The organism is Kitasatospora sp. NPDC092948, from assembly GCF_044754805.1.
In the GTDB taxonomy this organism is placed as follows: domain Bacteria; phylum Actinomycetota; class Actinomycetes; order Streptomycetales; family Streptomycetaceae; genus Kitasatospora.
In genome coordinates, this window is sequence record NZ_JBIVPU010000017.1 from 1 (window position 1) to 16,663 (window position 16,663).

At 72.5% G+C, this 16,663-nt stretch carries 10 protein-coding genes and 1 rRNA gene; 5 read left to right on the forward strand and 6 right to left on the reverse strand.

Translation table 11 applies throughout. The features are described from left to right. Nucleotides 1–83 (forward strand): 5S ribosomal RNA (gene rrf, locus ACIQF6_RS32020); the annotation flags it as partial. 106 nt (nucleotides 84–189) lie between these two features. Next, nucleotides 190–1,080 (forward strand): phosphatase PAP2 family protein, encoded by an 891-nt coding sequence (locus tag ACIQF6_RS32025; protein ID WP_400901346.1) that lies wholly within the window; start codon nucleotides 190–192, stop codon nucleotides 1,078–1,080. Nucleotides 1,081–1,096: 16 nt separating this feature from the next. On the opposite strand, the gene ACIQF6_RS32030 is transcribed toward ACIQF6_RS32025, so the two are convergent. The 6 genes from ACIQF6_RS32030 to ACIQF6_RS32055 all read right to left on the reverse strand — a co-directional run bounded on the left by ACIQF6_RS32030 (nucleotide 1,097) and on the right by ACIQF6_RS32055 (nucleotide 8,013). Continuing rightward, nucleotides 1,097–1,966 (reverse strand): transcriptional regulator, encoded by an 870-nt coding sequence (locus ACIQF6_RS32030; RefSeq protein ID WP_400901348.1) that lies wholly within the window; start codon nucleotides 1,964–1,966, stop codon nucleotides 1,097–1,099. Nucleotides 1,967–2,191: 225 nt separating this feature from the next. Further along, nucleotides 2,192–3,199, reverse strand: a complete 1,008-nt coding sequence (locus ACIQF6_RS32035) for an ABC transporter permease subunit (RefSeq protein WP_400901350.1) — start codon at nucleotides 3,197–3,199, stop codon at nucleotides 2,192–2,194. Further along, nucleotides 3,196–4,086, reverse strand: a complete 891-nt coding sequence (locus ACIQF6_RS32040) for an ABC transporter ATP-binding protein (protein WP_400901352.1) — start codon at nucleotides 4,084–4,086, stop codon at nucleotides 3,196–3,198. Before ACIQF6_RS32040 ends, ACIQF6_RS32035 begins: the two co-directional genes overlap by 4 nt. Continuing rightward, complete coding sequence (locus tag ACIQF6_RS32045) at nucleotides 4,083–4,472, reverse strand: GntR family transcriptional regulator (protein ID WP_400901354.1); 390 nt, start codon at nucleotides 4,470–4,472, stop codon at nucleotides 4,083–4,085. Before ACIQF6_RS32045 ends, ACIQF6_RS32040 begins: the two co-directional genes overlap by 4 nt. Nucleotides 4,473–4,634: 162 nt before the next feature. Next, a complete protein-coding gene (locus ACIQF6_RS32050) occupies nucleotides 4,635–5,189 on the reverse strand; it encodes an acetate uptake transporter (RefSeq protein WP_400901356.1) in 555 nt (184 codons plus the stop codon). Nucleotides 5,190–5,451: 262 nt separating this feature from the next. After that, a complete protein-coding gene (locus ACIQF6_RS32055) occupies nucleotides 5,452–8,013 on the reverse strand; it encodes a SpoIIE family protein phosphatase (protein WP_400901358.1) in 2,562 nt (853 codons plus the stop codon). A gap of 514 nt (nucleotides 8,014–8,527) precedes the next feature. Here ACIQF6_RS32055 and ACIQF6_RS32060 point away from each other — a divergent pair. The 3 genes from ACIQF6_RS32060 (at nucleotide 8,528) to ACIQF6_RS32070 (ending at nucleotide 16,634) form a co-directional block, all read left to right on the forward strand. Beyond that, entirely contained in the window at nucleotides 8,528–13,003 is a 4,476-nt protein-coding gene (locus tag ACIQF6_RS32060; protein WP_400901536.1) for a HAMP domain-containing protein, read from the forward strand. Nucleotides 13,004–13,204: 201 nt separating this feature from the next. Further along, on the forward strand, nucleotides 13,205–13,843 hold the full coding sequence (locus ACIQF6_RS32065; RefSeq protein ID WP_400901538.1) for a two-component system response regulator: 639 nt from the start codon (nucleotides 13,205–13,207) through the stop codon (nucleotides 13,841–13,843). A gap of 121 nt (nucleotides 13,844–13,964) precedes the next feature. Further along, nucleotides 13,965–16,634, forward strand: coding sequence for a DNA translocase FtsK (locus ACIQF6_RS32070; protein WP_400901360.1), 2,670 nt, complete (start codon nucleotides 13,965–13,967; stop codon nucleotides 16,632–16,634). Nucleotides 16,635–16,663 lie beyond the last annotated feature (29 nt).

Here is a 16,663-nt window from a genome sequence, read left to right on the forward strand (position 1 = left end):
ACATTCCGAACCCGGAAGCTAAGCCTCACAGCGCCGATGGTACTGCAGGGGGGACCCTGTGGGAGAGTAGGACGCCGCCGAACAATTCTTCAGAAGAAGCCCCCTGACGGGATGTCAGGGGGCTTCTTTGCGTTCCCGGGGCGTTCTCGGACCGTTTCCGGACCGGAAATTTCCGGATACCCTTCGCCAATGCAGAACCTGACCTTGACCTGGCAAACCTCGGCTGCGGCCTCCGCAGCGCTGTACGGGGCGGCGTTCGCCGTCGGGCGGGTTGCCGCGCGGCGGGCGGGTGCCGGGGGCGGGGAGCCTGGTCGGGGGCGGGTCGCGGCGGATGTGCTGCGGGAGGCGGGGACGCTGCTGGCGCTGTTCGCGCTGTGGCAGGTGGTCGGGCACCTTTCGCTGATCGGGACGGATCATGCGCTGGATCGGGCGGCGTGGATCCACCGGACGGAGGCGGATCTGGGGTTCCCGGACGAGGCGTCCTGGCAGCACGCCGTGGTGGGGCATCCGTGGCTGGTGCAGGCGGCGAACTACTACTACGCGACGATGCACTTCGGCGTGATGCTGGTGGTGCTGCTCTGGCTGTTCCTGCGGCACCGCCGGCGGTACGCGTGGGTGCGGACGACGGTGGTGGCGACCACCGCGGTGTGCCTGCTGATCCAGTTCCTTCCGGTGGCGCCGCCGCGGATGCTGCCGGCGAACGGGTTCGTGGATCTGGCGGCGCAGTACGGGCAGTCGGTGTACGGCAATGCGGTCGCGGGGGTGGTGGCGGACCAGCTGTCGGCGATGCCCTCGGTGCATGTGGCGTGGTGTGTGATCACGGCGGTGGCGGTGATCGCGGTCGCGCGCGGGCCGTGGCGGTGGCTGATGGTGCTGCATCCGCTGGTGACGGTGTGGGTGGTCGTGGTGACGGCCAACCACTTCTGGGCGGACGGCCTGGTGGCGCTGGCGATACTGCTGACGGTGTACCTGTTGCAGGCGGTGGTGTCGGGGTGGCGTCGGCCGGAGGACGGGGAGGCCGTGACGGCGCGTCCGGGGGAGCGGGAGGAAGTGCGGGAGCGCAGCGCGGTGCAGGGCTGACGGTGCGTGGCGCGGCTCAGCGCGGCTGGGCGGAGAGCAGGGCGTTGGCGAGCGCGGTGCGGTAGTAGCGTCCGGCGGCGCCGGCACGGGCGACCAGGCGGGCGTCCAGTAGGACGGTGAGGTGGTCGTCGACGGCGGCGGGGCCGAGGCCGGTGAGGGCGGCGAGCTGGACGGTGTCGCGCGGGTGGTCGAGGCCGGCGAGCAGTTCGGCGCGGGCGCTGCCGAGCAGGCGGCCGAGGCTGTCCGGTGGGGTGTGCGGGGTGGGGACGGGCGCGGCGGAGATCGGGTGGATCACGGCGACGCGGGTGGCGTCCTGGGAGATCCAGCCGTGCCGGGCGCCGGTGGGGACGAACAGCAGCTGGGCGTTCGGGGGGACGTCGGCGGGGACGGCGAGGTGGAGCCGGCCGGTGGACAGCCAGCGGTGCTGGGGGCCGAGGACGGGGAGGGCGGCGGGCCAGCCGTGCCGGTCGGCGAGGCGTCGGCGGGCGGTGGCGTCGGCGCGGAGGGTGCGCAGCCTGGCCGGCCATTCGGGGTGGACCACGTGGTGCCAGGTCCAGTCGAGGAGCTCGCCGAGCGCGGCCGGCAGGCCGAGTGCGCCGAGTGCGGCGAGGTCGAGCCGGTGCGGGTCGGCGTCCGGGTCGGGCGGGGGTAGCCGGAACTCGGTGGGCCAGTGCGCGGCCCGGCGGGCGGCCAGCCAGTCGGCGAGGTGCGGTGCGGCGTCGACGTACCGGCGGAACGCGGGCTGGTGGGCGGCGAGCCAGGCCCGGCGCCAGGGTTCGGGCCGGATCTCGGCGAGGATGCCCAGCGTGGCGACGGTCTCGACCAGCGGCGAGAACGCAAAACGGCACGCGCCGAGCGTCTCCGTGCCCACCTGCCACTGGCCCATGCGTCCCCTCCGATCGGAGACCCTAGCAATCGGCCGGTGGGGCGGGAGGGGATTGTGGGATCACCCGGGGTGTGCGGCCATCGGCTGGTAGCGGCGTGCGAGGGCCGCGGAGAACGGCCGGGCGTACGGCTGCGGGCTGATCCTGGTGCGGTGAGCGCCGTAAGGTGAGGGGGCGGCCGAAGCCAGTTGCGTTGGCTTCGGCCGCGTCCCTCTGCCGTGTGGCGGTCAGCCGAGGCGGCGGCGCAGGCCCCATGAGGTGAGGGCGGCCAGGGCGGCGGCGAGGGCGAGGTAGATCGCGGTCTCGATCCACTGGAACGGCCAGTAGCGGTCGGCGGGTTGGTAGTCGACGGCGATGTGCAGGTCGGCCTTGGCGAGGCAGTCGCGTTCGGCGGGAGCGTTTGCCGCCGAGGGGCACGGCTGGGTGTGGAGGGTCAGGGCGCGGCCGGAGGCGTCGAGGACGGGCTGCGGTTCGACGCCGGTGAGGACCCAGCCGTTGGGGATGTCGAGGCTGGCGACCATCGGAGAGTCGCCGTCGCCGACTCCGCCGCTGAAGCCGAACATCCCGGCGGTGCCGAGGGAGGTGGTGTTCAGCGGGACCTGGGTGTGGATGGCCGGTTGCAGGTGAGGGCGGACGAACTGCGGCATCAGGACCTGCACGGCGGTGAACACGGCGAGGGTGACGGCCATCGCGGCGACGGTGCGCCGCAGGAACAGGCCCGCGCAGACGCCGAGGGCGACCGCGAAGGCGGCGTAGCCGAGCGGGACCAGGCCCCGGACGTCGAACAGCAGCGGGTGGAACCGGTCCTGGTTGAGGCGGTCCATCGGACCGACGAACCAGGTCACCAGCAGGCTGAGCAGTCCGGCGGTGGCCATGGCGGCGGCACAGGTCACCAGCAGTTTGACGGCCAGCCAGCGGCCGCGGCCGACGCTCTGGTTCCAGACCATCCGGTGGGTGCCGGCCTCCAGTTCGCGGGCGATCAGCGGCGCGCCCCAGAAGGCCCCGATCAGTGCGGGCGCCAGCAGGACCAGGGCGCCGCCGACGAAGTACGGGTTGCGGTAGTGGCCGATCAGCCGGTTCACCTCCGGGCAGGCGCCGGCGCAGTCGGCGGGGAGGTCGCGGAAGCCGCTGTGCAGTTGCAGGCCGACCACCACCAGGTAGACGGTGGCGACGGCCAGCGCGGCGGCGGTCACCAACAGCTGGGTGCGGAACTGACGCCAGGTCAGCCAGATCATCGCTGCGGCTCCAGGACGGGTCGGGGGTCGGAGGTCGGGGTCATGTAGCTGAGGGCCAGGTCCTCCAGGCCGAGCGGCTCCATCGCCCAGGACGGGTCGTCGACGGCGGCGTCGGCGCGGACCACGAAGGTGCTCTGCCGTTCGGTGTGGTCGGCCTGCACCACCTGCATGCCGGCCGGCAGGGTGTCGGCGGCGCGGCGGGTGGTGGTGAGCCGGAAGTGGGTGGCGAGCAGGTCGTCGATCTCGCCTTCGGCCTGGACCCGGGAGTCGGCCAGCACGATCAGGTGGTCGCAGACCCGTTCCAGGTCGGAGACCAGGTGCGAGGAGAGCACCACGGTGGCCTCGGACTCGGCCTCGGCGACGAACTCCATCAGGCTCTGCAGGAAGGTGCGCCGGGCGAGCGGGTCGAGGGCGGCCACCGGTTCGTCCAGCAGCAGCAGTTCGGGCCGTTTGGCGACGGCGAGGGTGAGTGCGAGCTGGGCGCGCTGGCCGCCGGAGAGGCGGCCGGCCCGCTGGGCGGGGTCGAGGCCGAGCTGCCGGATGCGGCGGTCGGCGAGTGCGGCGTCCCAGCGGGGGTTGAGCTTGGCGCCCAGACGCAGGTGGTCGGCGACGGTCAGTGCGGCGTAGGTCGGGGTGTCCTGGGCGACGAAGCCGACCCGGCCGAGCTGGGCGGCGTCGGTGGCCGGGGGCCGGCCGAACACCTCGACGGTGCCGCCGGTGGGGGTGAGCAGGCCGCAGGTGAGCTGCAGCAGGGTGGACTTGCCGGCGCCGTTGGGGCCGATCAGTCCGACGACGCGTCCGGCGGGGACGGTCAGGGTGCAGTCGGCCAGCGCGGTGCGGCGGCCGTAGCGCTTGGTCAGCGCCCGGGTTTCGACGATCGCGGTCATCGCTCCTCTTCGACGGTGGTTCGGAAGGTCTGGAGGAAGAGCGCCTCGATGGACTCCTGGTCCAGCCCGGCGGCCCGGGCCGAGGCCAGCCAGCGGCGCAACTCCTGCCGCAGCGGCTCGTGTTCGGACGTGGCGGGGTCGCCGAGGGTGCCGGTGACGAAGGTGCCGACGCCGGGCTTGGGGGAGACCAGGCCCTCGTTCTCCAGTTGGCGGTAAGCCTTGAGCACGGTGTTGGGGTTGATCGCGACCTTCGCCGCGACGTCCTTGACCTTCGGCAGCCGGTCGCCCTGGTGCAGCAGGCCCAGTCGGAGGGCCTGCCGTACCTGGTGGACCAGTTGCAGGTAGGGCGCGACACCGGACCGGGGCTCGATGTGGAACTCGATCACCACAACCTCATTTATCTAGCTTCCTAGCACTATAGAACTGACGATCAGACGGATCGTCAAGTCGTAATCGATAAGGGCAGGTTGACCAGGGAAAACGGCGTGCGGACAGGCCGAGGCCCGGGCGCCGTGGGGGTGGCGTCCGGGCCTCGGGGACTGCGGCGGTTACTTGACCGGGAGTGCCACCCGGCCCCAGCGCCCGCCGGTGAGGGCGGAGGTGGCCAGGTACCAGGCGGCCAGGCCGGCCAGCGCGGCGACCCAGCCGCCGACCTTGCCCCAGCCGCCGGCGCCGCTGAAGGCGCCGATGGCGTCGAGCACCAGGGCGAGCGTCAGCAGGCCGTACACCGCACGAACGAGCTGGCCGGCGCCCCAGGCGGCGGCGGTCAGGGTGAGCGCCAGCAGCGCCCACAGCAGCAGGAACAGGCCCGCGGTGTGCCGGCCGGCCGGGCCGGCTGCCGCCCAGGTCGCCCAGAAGGCGCCGAGGGCGGTGAACGCGGTGCCGCTGAAGCGGTCGCCGCCGCGGAACTGCCACAGGCCGGCGACGAACAGCGTCACCCCGCCGACCAGATGGGCCAGCGAGGAGGCGCCGCCGACCGAGGTGCCGCTGAGGACACCGGTGCCGAGCAGGCCGTACGCGAGCAGGGTGAGACCGAGGGCCAGGTAACCGAGCGGACCCGCGTCTGCGGATCGGGCGTTCGCCCCGGAGGCGTCATTGCTCACCGGAGGCTCCTTTCACTCTGCGCCAGGGCATGGCGAGATCGCGGTGAAGGGTGGGGTGTGCGAGGTGGTGCCGGGTGCCGGGTCGTGGGCGCACCGAAGAAGGGTGCGGCGGCTGCGGCGAGATGAGAACCGGCGGCTCAGCCGCTGGTCGATGCCCTCCGGGGTGGAATCCCCCGGCGCCTACGGTCTACCCGGCTCCGGGGATTTGTACCCTTGTGAATGCCCAAGAACGAACAAGCGTGAGCAAACCGTGACTGGGCGGCTAGTTCTGACGCTGCGTCGGAATGCGGAGCGTCAGGATCGCCATGTCGTCGGACGGCGGCTCGGGCGCGAAGCGCTCCACCGCGCGGTGCACCCGGGCGGCGACCGCGCCCGCGGTGAGGCCCGCGCAGCCGGTCAGCACCTCGATCAGGCCGTCGTCGCCGAGCATCCGGCGGCCCTCCCGGCGCTCGGTGACGCCGTCCGTCACGCACAGCAGCACCTCGCCCGGGGAGAGCACCAACTCCTCGGCGGTCAGGTCGAGTTCGTCCATCACGCCGAGCAGCGGCTGCGGCGAGGCGGCCTGGTCGACCTGCCCGTCGGTGCGCAGCCGCAGCGGCAGCGGGTGGCCGGCGCAGACCAGCGACAGCACGGTCGAGCCGTCCTCGCGGGGCGTCAACTCGCCGTACAGCAGGGTGAGGAAGCGGGCCCGGCTGCCCTCGTCGAGGATCGCCGCGTTCAGCCGGGTGAGGACCTGCGGGGCGCTCAGGCCCTCGCGGGCCAGCAGGCGCAGCGAGTTGCGGGCCAGGCCGGTGACCGAGGCGGCCTCGGGGCCGGTGCCGCAGACGTCGCCGATGGCGAAGCCGTAGGTGCCCTCGCGGATCGGGAACAGGTCGTAGAAGTCGCCGCCGACCTCGTTGCCCTCGCCCGCGGCCTGGTAGAAGACCTCGACCTCGACGCCGGGGATCTTCGGCAGCTCCGGCGGCAGCAGGGCGCGCTGGAAGGCCTGCGAGGTGGCGGTGCGCTCCGAGTAGAGGCGGGAGTTGTCGAGCGCCAGGGCGGCCCGGCGGGACAGGTCCTCGCCGAGTTCCAGGATCTCCTGGCGGAACCGGACGCCGCGGCGGGTGCCGAGCACCAGCAGGCCGATCACCCGGTTGCGGGCGGACAGCGGCAGCACCACCGTCTCGCCCAGCAGGCCGGCCAGTTCGGGGCTGTCGGCCAGGCCCAGCGCGCGGGCGGTGTCGGCGGGCGCCGTCCACGGGCAGGCGCCGGGGCTGAACTCGGCCTCCGGGGCGGGGGACTTGTCGAGCAGGGCGCGCAGCGCGTCGATCCGGTCCTCGTCCTCGTGCAGCACGAAGGCGAGTTCGGCGCCCGCGGCGGCGTCCGCGGTGGTGTAGACGGCGCACCAGGACGCCAGCGTGGGGATCGCCATCTGCGCCATCAGGGCGAGCGTCTGCTCGTGCTCCAGGGTGCCCGCGAGCAGGTCGGAGGCCTCCACCAGGAAGGACAGCGAGCCGCGCCGCAGCCGCTCCAACTCGCCGAGCCGGGCGCTCTCCAGGGCCAGCGCGATCCGGTCGGCGGCGAACTGCAGGCGCAGCGCGTCCTCGTTGTCGTAGCGGCCGGGCGGGGCGGCGGCCACCCCGAGCGAGCCGGTCAGCCGACCCTCGACCTTCAGCGGGACGGTGATCAGCGAACGCAGGTCGGTGCCGGCCAGCAGCGGCGCGGCGCCCGGGCGCACCGCCAGGTCCTCGTGGACGGCGGGCAGCCGGGCCGAGTCGAAGCGGCCGGCGCCGCCGTCGATCGGCAGCCGGGCGAACCGGCGGGCCGGGCCGGCCAGGCCGGTGGCGGCGCGCAGTTCGAACTCGGTCTCGTCCTCGCTGGTGAGCATCAGGTAGGCGGCGTCCGCGTCGAGCAGGTCGCGGGCGCGTTCGACGATCCGCTGCAGCAGGCTGGAGAGGTCGTCGGGGGAGACCGGGCCGACCAGCAGGTCGAGCGGCTCGACGGCGGTGGTGGCGGCCTCGGTGGAGGCGGAGGAGGCGGTGCCGGGGGTGCGGAGCACCGCCCGGTCGGACTCGCGCACCAGCAGGCACAGCACGATCGGCGCGCCCTCGCTGTCGCGCAGCCGCACGTGGGTGCCGTACACCTCGCGGGCGGCGCCGTCGCCGCCGCGCACCGTGTAGCTGCCCTCCCAGCGGGCGAGGCGCAGAGTGTCGCCGAGCCCGAGGCCGGGGGTCTGCGGCCAGACCGCCAGCTCCGCCCATGGGCGGCCGAACACGGCGTCGGCGGGGCGGTGGAAGAGCGATTCGGCGTCGGCGTTCCAGTGCCGGATCCGGCCGTGGTCGTCGAGCTGGACCACGGCGACCCGCACCGGCCCGTCCGCGGCGGGCAGTTCGCCGCCGGGCAGGCTGGGCAGCGCGTACCGGGTGCCGGGCTGCTGCTCGGGCAGGGCCAGCCGGAACCACACGGTCTTCCGGCCGGCCGCGTACTCGACGCCCCAACTGCTGGACAGCGCCGAGCACATGAGCAGGCCGCGGCCGCCCTCGCCGTCCGGGTCGGCGTACCGGTCGGAGTTGAGCGTCACATTGGCGAACGAGTCCTGGCCGCGCTCCGGGTGCCGGTCGCTGACCTCGATCCGGACGGTGTCCTCCTCGCGCAGGCAGGCCACCTCGGCGGCCGTCCCGGCGTGCACCACGGCGTTCGTGACCAGCTCGCTGACCAGCACCACGGCGTCGTCCACCACCTCGGGCAGGTCCCACCCGAGCAGGGCGTCCCGGACGAAGCCGCGGGCCGCGGCGGCCGACCGGTCGACCGGTTCGAAGGTGGCGGCTGCGCGCGCGGTGACCACGGCCACGTCTCCTCTGCTGCTGGTACGGCGGGTGGGTGAGGTCCTGCGGCGGGCCGGGGCGGGGTCGCCTCGGCACGGTGCGGCCCTCCACCCTACTTTCCGGTTGGTACCCCGCGGGGGCGGGGCGCTGAAACAAGCCCCTGGGGGTGATTTCCTTCACGACTTTCTCCGGTCGTTCCCCTGGTCGCCCGGGGAAACCCTCCGCAACCGGTCCGACACCGGGTGCCAGTGCTGTCACACTGGGGGGTCCGTGTGCCGTCACCACCGCAGTACGGTCGGGATGACGGCGGGGAAATCGACGGGCCGTTCGCCGGCCCTGCCGCCGCGGTGACAGTCAGGACCTGGGAGGGCCCCGTTGAGTTCGGCGACCAAGGACGTGTCCGGTACCACGACGGCTGCTGCGCGCGGTACGCGGTCGGCGCCGCCCGCGCGGGCCGGCGGCCGGCGTCCGGGCAGCCCCGGGCGCGGCGCGGAGCCCGCGGAGCTGCGCAAGCTGCTGGCCGCGCTCACCGCGATGCGCGACGGCAACTTCCGCCGCCGGCTGACCTTCCCCGGCGACGGCCTGCTGGCCGAGATCGCCGCGGTGTTCAACGAGGTCGCCGAGCGCAACCAGCACCTGACCGGTGAACTGGCCCGGGTGCGGCGCGCGGTGGGCCGCGAGGGCCGGCTGTCGGAGCGGCTGGAGACCGGTGTCGGCGAGGGCGCCTGGATGGCGGCCGTCGACAACTGCAACGCGCTGATCGACGACCTGGCCCGGCCGATGGCGGAGGTCGGCCGGGTGCTGTCGTCGATCGCCGAGGGCGACCTGACGCAGACCATGGAGCTGCGCTCGGTGCACACCACCGGCGCCAGCTACCCGCTGCGCGGCGAGTTCCTGAAGGTCGGCCGGACCGTGAACGGACTGGTCGACCAGCTCAGCGAGTTCACCGAGCAGGTGACCCGGGTGGCGATCGAGGTCGGCACCGAGGGCAAGCTCGGCGGGCAGGCCCGGGTGCGCAGCGTCTCCGGCTCCTGGAAGGACCTCGCCGACTCCGTCAACACCATGGCGGGCCGACTGACCGCGCAGGTCCGCAACATCGCCGAGGTGACCACCGCGGTGGCCCGCGGCGACCTGTCGCGCAAGGTCACCGTCGACGTCGACGGCGAGATGCTGGAGCTGAAGAACACCGTCAACACCATGGTGGACCAGCTCAACTCCTTTGCCGCGCAGGTCACCACGGTGGCCCGCGACGTGGGTACCGAGGGCCGGCTGGGCGGGCAGGCGCAGGTGTCGGGCGTGGCCGGCGTGTGGCGCGACCTGACCGACTCGGTCAACTTCATGGCCGCCAACCTGACCGCGCAGGTCCGCAACATCGCGGAAGTGACCACCGCGGTCGCCAAGGGCGACCTGTCCCGCAAGATCGAGGTCGACGCGCGCGGCGAGATCCTCGAACTGAAGAACACCATCAACACCATGGTCGACCAGCTGTCCGGCTTCGCCGAGCAGGTGACCCGGGTGGCGCGCGCGGTGGGCACCGAGGGCATCCTCGGCGGGCAGGCGCAGGTGCCGGGCGTGGCCGGTGTCTGGAAGGACCTGACCGAGAACGTCAACTCGATGGCGAACAACCTCACCTCGCAGGTCCGCGGCATCGCGCAGGTCACCACCGCGGTCGCCAAGGGCGACCTGTCGCAGAAGATCCAGGTGGACGCGCGCGGCGAGATCCTGGAGCTGAAGAACACCATCAACACCATGGTCGACCAGCTCTCGGCGTTCGCGGACGAGGTCACCCGGGTCGCCCGGGACGTCGGCACCGAGGGCATCCTCGGCGGCCAGGCCAGCGTGCCGGGGGTCTCCGGGACGTGGAAGGACCTCACCAACTCGGTGAACCTGATGGCCAATAACCTGACCAGCCAGGTGCGTTCGATCGCCGAGGTGACCACCGCGGTGGCCCGCGGCGACGTCTCCAAGAAGATCACCGTCGACGCCAAGGGCGAGATCCGCGAGCTCGTCACCACCGTCAACACCATGGTCGAGCAGCTGTCCGCGTTCGCCGACGAGGTGACCCGGGTGGCGCGCGAGGTCGGCACCGACGGCATGCTGGGCGGTCAGGCCCGGGTCTCCGGCGTCTCCGGCATCTGGCGCGACCTGACCGACAACGTCAACCTGATGGCGTCCAACCTCACCTCCCAGGTGCGGAACATCGCCGAGGTGGCGTCCGCGGTGGCCCGCGGCGACCTGTCCAAGAAGATCGCCGTCGACGCGGCCGGCGAGGTCGCGGCGCTCGCCGACACCCTGAACACCATGGTCGACCAGCTGTCGGCGTTCGCCTTCGAAGTGACCCGGGTGGCCCGCGAGGTGGGCACCGACGGCATGCTGGGCGGCCAGGCCGGGGTGCCGGGCGTGGCCGGCATCTGGAAGGACCTGACCGAGAACGTCAACCTGATGGCCAACAACCTCACCGGCCAGGTCCGCAACATCGCACTCGTCATCACCGCCGTCGCCCGCGGCGACCTCTCGCAGAAGATCGACGTGGACGCCCGCGGCGAGATCCTGGAGCTCAAGACCAGCATCAACACCATGGTCGACCAGCTGTCCGCGTTCGCCGACGAGGTCACCCGGGTGGCCCGCGAGGTCGGCACCGACGGCCGCCTCGGCGGCCAGGCCCGGGTCCCCGGCGTGGCCGGCACCTGGCAGGACCTCACCGAGTCGGTGAACGAGCTCGCCAACAACCTGACCCGGCAGGTGCGCGCGATCGCCCAGGTCGCCACCGCCGTGACCAGGGGCGACCTGTCGCCGCGGATCAACGTGGACGCGTCCGGCGAGCTCGACGAGCTCAAGGACAACATCAACCAGATGATCGCCAACCTGCGCGAGACCACCCGGACCAACAAGGAACAGGACTGGCTGAAGTCCAACCTGGCCCGGATGTCCGGCCTGCTCCAGGGCCGCCGCGACCTGTCCGCCGTCGCCTCGCTGATCATGAGCGAGCTCACCCCGGTGGTCTCCGCCCAGCACGGCGCGTTCTTCCTCGCCCAGCCCGCCGGCCGCACCGCCGAACTCGTCACCGAGGACGACGACGAGAACGACATCGTGCTGCGGCTGATCGGCTCCTACGGCTACCACCGGCGCACCATGCCCACCACGTTCCGGCTCGGCGAGGGCCTGATCGGGCAGGCCGCGGTGGAGAAGCGGCCGATCGTGCTGAAGGAGACCCCGCCCGGGTACCTGAAGATCTCCTCCGGCCTCGGCGAGTCCTCGCCGGCCCACGTCGTGGTGATGCCGGTGCTGTTCGAGGACCGGCTGCTCGGCGTGATCGAACTCGCCACCTTCTCCAGCTTCACCACCGTCGCGCTGGACTTCCTGATTCAGATCGCCGACCAGATCGGCGTCACCGTCAACACCATCTCGGTCAACACCAAGACCGAGGGCCTGCTGCTGGAGTCCCAGCGGCTGACCGCCGAACTGTCGATGCGCTCCGCCGAACTGGAGGCCCGTCAGGAGGAACTGGAGCGCACCAACGAGGAGTTGCAGGAGAAGGCCGAGCAACTCGCCCAGCAGAACCGCGACATCGAGATCAAGAACAGCGAGATCGAGGAGGCCCGGCAGATCCTCGAGGAACGCGCCGAACAGCTCGCGCTGGCCTCCCGCTACAAGAGCGAGTTCCTCGCCAACATGTCGCACGAGCTGCGCACCCCGCTCAACTCGCTGCTGATCCTGGCCAAGCTGCTCTCCGACAACAACGAGGGCAACCTGTCCGCCAAGCAGGTCGAGTTCGCCGAGACCATCCACGGCGCGGGCAGTGACCTGCTCCAGCTGATCAACGACATCCTCGACCTGTCGAAGGTCGAGGCGGGCAAGATGGACGTCCGCCCGGCCCGGATCGCCCTGGTCCAGCTGGTCGACTACGTGGAGGCCGCGTTCCGGCCGCTCACCGCCGAGAAGAACCTGGACTTCGCGGTCCGGGTCTCCCCGGACCTGCCGATCACCCTGCACACCGACGAGCAGCGCCTCCAGCAGGTGCTGCGCAACCTGCTGTCCAACGCGGTGAAGTTCACCGACGCCGGCGCGGTCGAGCTGATGATCCGCCCGGTGTCCGGCCCCGACACCCCCCAGCACGTGCGCGAGCAGCTGCTGGAGACCGGCACCATCGGCGACCCCGACGAGCAGCTGATCGCCTTCTCGGTCTCCGACACCGGCATCGGCATCCCCGGCAACAAGCTGCGGGAGATCTTCGAGGCGTTCAAGCAGGCCGACGGCGGCACCAGCCGCAAGTACGGCGGCACCGGCCTCGGACTGTCCATCAGCCGGGAGATCGCCCGGCTGCTGGGCGGCGAGATCCACGTGGCCAGCGAGATCGGCGGCGGCTCCACCTTCACCCTCTACCTGCCGCTGCGCAGCGAGGGCCCCGAGCCGGTCGCCCTGGAGCGCGGCGCCGCGCCGCGCGCCCTGGAGCCCTCCCGCACGCCCGCCGAGCAGTGGACCCAGGAGGCCCGCGGACTGGTCGAGGAGCGCCGCCGTTCCACCCTGGAGCGCCGCCGCGCCGCCCGCCCCGAGGAGGCCCCGCGCCAGGCCGAGGAGAGCATCCCGCGCCAGGGCGAGCCGGTCCGCACCAACGCCGGCACCCCGGTCCGCTTCGACGGCGAGCGGGTGCTGATCGTCGACGACGACATCCGCAACGTGTTCGCCCTCACCAGCGTGCTGGAGCAGTACGGCCTGACCGTGCTGTACGCCGAGAACGGCCGTGAGGGCATCGAGATGCTCGAACAGCACGAGGACGTCGCCCTGGTGCTGATGGACATCATGATGCCGGAGCTGGACGGCTACGCGACCACCGAGCAGATCCGCCGGATGCCCCGGTTCTCCGGCCTGCCGATCATCGCGCTGACCGCCAAGGCGATGAAGGGCGACCGCGAGAAGAGCCTCCAGGCCGGCGCCACCGACCACATCACCAAGCCGGTGGAGACCGACCACCTGCTGGCGGTGATGCGCCAGCACCTGCCCGTCAGGTAACCGCCGCCCGACGGGGCCGCCCGCGCTGGCGGCCCCGGCCGGGAACCCGGTAAGGTCACCCGTCGTTGCCAACAGTGACCGGACGGTGACGCCCGGCACCGGGCCTGTGGCGGGCAAGGGGGTACGGCTAGCATGACCGGGGCAGTGATGGGCGGGACGAAGGTGCCCGCCCTGGGGAAACAACCGGCAGGAGGGCGGGTCCTGGTGCAGAAGGCGAAGATCCTCCTGGTCGACGACCGTCCGGAGAACCTGCTCGCCCTGGAGGCGATCCTCTCCGCGCTCGACCAGACACTGGTGCGCGCCTCCTCCGGGGAGGAGGCACTCAAGGCACTCCTCACCGACGACTTCGCGGTCATCCTGCTGGATGTCCAGATGCCGGGCATGGACGGCTTCGAGACCGCCGCGCACATCAAGCGTCGCGAGCGGACCAGGGACATCCCGATCATCTTCCTGACCGCGATCAACCACGGTCCGCACCACACCTTCCGCGGCTACGCGGCCGGCGCGGTCGACTACATCTCGAAGCCGTTCGACCCGTGGGTGCTGCGCGCCAAGGTCTCCGTCTTCGTCGACCTGTACCAGAAGAACACCCAGCTCAAGGAGCAGGCCGCGCTGCTGCGCCTGCAACTGGAGACGGGCGAGGAGCCGGCCATCGGCGGGGCGCTGCTCGGCGAGCTGTCGGCCCGGCTGGCCGCCGTCGAGGAGCAGGCCGAGGCGCTCACCAAGCAGCTCGACTCCTCCACCGACAGCGCCGGCGCCGCCGCGACCGCCGCGCACCTGGAGCGCAAACTGGTCGGCCTGCGCCGGGCCCTGGACGCGCTGCGCCCCGGCGCGAACTGAGCCGCCGTCAGCGTCGCTCGTCCGGGTGATTCACCGGCCGCTGACGGCGCGTCGGCGGCGCAACCCGCCGAAGTGCGCCCGCGCATGTCCGGGGCCGGTTCGCGCCGGTAGGCTGCCCTCCATGGCCACACGAACGCCCGGAAGCGCCTCCGCACGCACCAGCAAGCCCGGGCCGGCCAAGAAGACACCGGCGAAGAAGGCCGCGGCCAAACCCGCCGCCAAGAAGGCCCCGGCGAAGCGGGCCCCGGCCAAGAAGGCGGCAGCGGCGCCCGCGGCCCCGCCGCCGCCCCGGCCGATACTCTTCCGGGCCGTCCGCGGGCTCTGGCTGGGCCTGGCCAACACGGTCGGCGCGGTGTTCCGCAGCTACGGGCACGGCGCCCGAAACCTGCACCCCGAACACCGCAAGGACGGGCTGGGGCTGCTGCTGCTGGCGCTCACCCTGGTCACCGCCGTCGGCACCTGGGCCGGCCCGCAGGGCTGGCTCGGCGAGATCGCCACCGCCGTCGTCTCCGGCCTGTTCGGCCGGCTCGACGTGCTGGTGCCGCTGCTGCTCGGCGCCGTCGCGGTGCGGCTGCTGCGCCACCCCGAGGTGCCGGAGGCCAACGGCCGGATCGTGATCGGCCTGACCACCCTGGTGATCGGCGTGCTCGGCCTGGTGCACATCGGCTGCGGAGCGCCCGCCATGGGCGCCGGCGCCACCCGGATCCGGCAGGCCGGCGGCCTGCTCGGCTGGGCCGCGTCCACCCCGATGATGGCCGCCGCCGGACCGCCGCTGGCCGTCCCGCTGCTGCTGCTGCTCGCCTTCTTCGGCCTGCTGGTGGTCACCGCCACCCCCGTCAACCGGATCCCGCAGCGGCTGCGCCTGCTGGGCGTGCGCCTGGGCGTGGTCGAGCCGCTGCCCGGCGAGTTCGAGGACGTCGACGCCGAGTCGGCCGACGGGGACCGCGAGTACTCCACCGCCCCGCCGGAGGACGCCGACCCGGACGCGCTGCCGATCACCATCGAGGACGACGAACCGCCGCGCCCCCGGCGCCGCCGCCGCAGGCAGGCCGAGGAGGAGGCGCCCGTACCGGTCTCCTTCGAGAAGGACCCGTACCAGACCCGCGACCTGGCCGCCGCGGCCGCCGCCGACCTGGTGGACGGCGCGCTGCTGTTCGGCGTGGCCGGCTCGCCCGACCTGGCCAGCGCGATCGGCCAGGTCAAGGACAACACGGTTCCCCCCGAGGAGCCCTGGAGCCCCGACGTGCCCGCCGCGCGCGCCGCCGACACCGCCCCCGAGGGCCACGGCGAGGCCCCGGCCCGGATGGAACAGCTCCAGCTGTCCGGCGACGTCACCTACGCCCTGCCGTCCCTGGACCTGCTGGAGCGCGGCGCCCCCGCCAAGGCCCGCTCGCAGATCAACGACGACATCGTCGCCCAGCTCACCGGGGTGTTCGCCGAGTTCAAGGTGGACGCCAAGGTCACCGGCTTCAGCCGCGGCCCGACGGTCACCCGCTACGAGGTCGAGCTCGGCCCCGCCGTGAAGGTCGAGCGGATCACCGCACTGGCGAAGAACATCGCCTACGCGGTCGCCACCCCCGACGTGCGGATCATCTCGCCGATCCCCGGCAAGTCCGCGGTCGGCGTGGAGATCCCCAACCGGGACCGCGAGATGGTCACCCTCGGCGACCTGCTGCGCTCGCGCAGCGCCGCCGAGGACACCCACCCGATGGTGGTCGGCATGGGCAAGGACGTCGAGGGCCACACCGTGATGGCCAACCTGGCGAAGATGCCGCACGTGCTGGTGGCCGGCGCCACCGGCGCGGGCAAGTCGTCCTGCATCAACTGCCTGATCACCTCGGTGCTGGTGCGCGCCACCCCCGACGAGGTCCGGATGGTCCTGGTCGACCCCAAGCGGGTCGAGCTGACCGCCTACGAGGGCATCCCGCACCTGATCACGCCGATCATCACCAACCCGAAGAAGGCCGCCGAGGCCCTCCAGTGGGTGGTGCGCGAGATGGACATGCGCTACGACGACCTGGCGGCCTACGGCTTCCGGCACGTCGACGACTTCAACGCCGCCGTGCGGGCCGGCACCGTGCAGCCGCCGCTGGGCAGCGAACGGGAGCTGACGCCCTACCCGTACCTGCTGGTGATCGTCGACGAGCTGGCCGACCTGATGATGGTCGCCCCGCGCGACGTCGAGGACTCGGTGGTCCGGATCACCCAGCTCGCCCGCGCCGCCGGCATCCACCTGGTGCTGGCCACCCAGCGGCCCTCGGTGGACGTGGTCACCGGCCTGATCAAGGCCAACGTGCCGTCCCGGCTGGCCTTCGCCACCTCGGCGATGGCCGACTCCCGGGTCATCCTCGACCAGCCCGGCGCGGAGAAGCTGATCGGCAAGGGCGACGCGCTGTTCCTGCCGATGGGCGCCTCCAAGCCGGTCCGGATGCAGGGTGCGTTCGTCACCGAGGCGGAGATCGCCAAGATCGTCCAGCACTGCAAGGACCAGCTGACGGCCCGCTACCGGGACGACGTGGTGGTCGGCTCCGGCCCGAAGAAGGAGATCGACGAGGAGATCGGCGACGACCTCGACCTGCTGGTGCAGGCCGTCGAACTGGTCGTCACCACCCAGTTCGGCTCCACCTCGATGCTCCAGCGCAAGCTCCGGGTCGGCTTCGCCAAGGCCGGCCGGCTGATGGACCTGATGGAGTCGCGCGGCATCGTCGGCCCCAGCGAGGGCTCCAAGGCCCGCGACGTGCTGGTCAAGCCGGACGAGCTGGACGGCGTGCTGATCACCCTGCGCGGGTGAACGGGGCTGCTCCGGATGGCCGGAAACAG

What these genes read in the sequence shown, in the direction of transcription:
- ACIQF6_RS32025 (WP_400901346.1), top strand. Translation starts at nt 190, where the DNA reads ATGCAGAACCTGACCTTGACCTGGCAAACCTCGGCTGCGGCCTCCGCA.
- ACIQF6_RS32030 (WP_400901348.1), bottom strand. Translation starts at nt 1,966, where the DNA reads ATGGGCCAGTGGCAGGTGGGCACGGAGACGCTCGGCGCGTGCCGTTTT.
- ACIQF6_RS32035 (WP_400901350.1), bottom strand. Translation starts at nt 3,199, where the DNA reads ATGATCTGGCTGACCTGGCGTCAGTTCCGCACCCAGCTGTTGGTGACC.
- ACIQF6_RS32040 (WP_400901352.1), bottom strand. Translation starts at nt 4,086, where the DNA reads ATGACCGCGATCGTCGAAACCCGGGCGCTGACCAAGCGCTACGGCCGC.
- ACIQF6_RS32060 (WP_400901536.1), top strand. Translation starts at nt 8,528, where the DNA reads ATGCGCGACGGCAACTTCCGCCGCCGGCTGACCTTCCCCGGCGACGGC.
- ACIQF6_RS32070 (WP_400901360.1), top strand. Translation starts at nt 13,965, where the DNA reads ATGGCCACACGAACGCCCGGAAGCGCCTCCGCACGCACCAGCAAGCCC.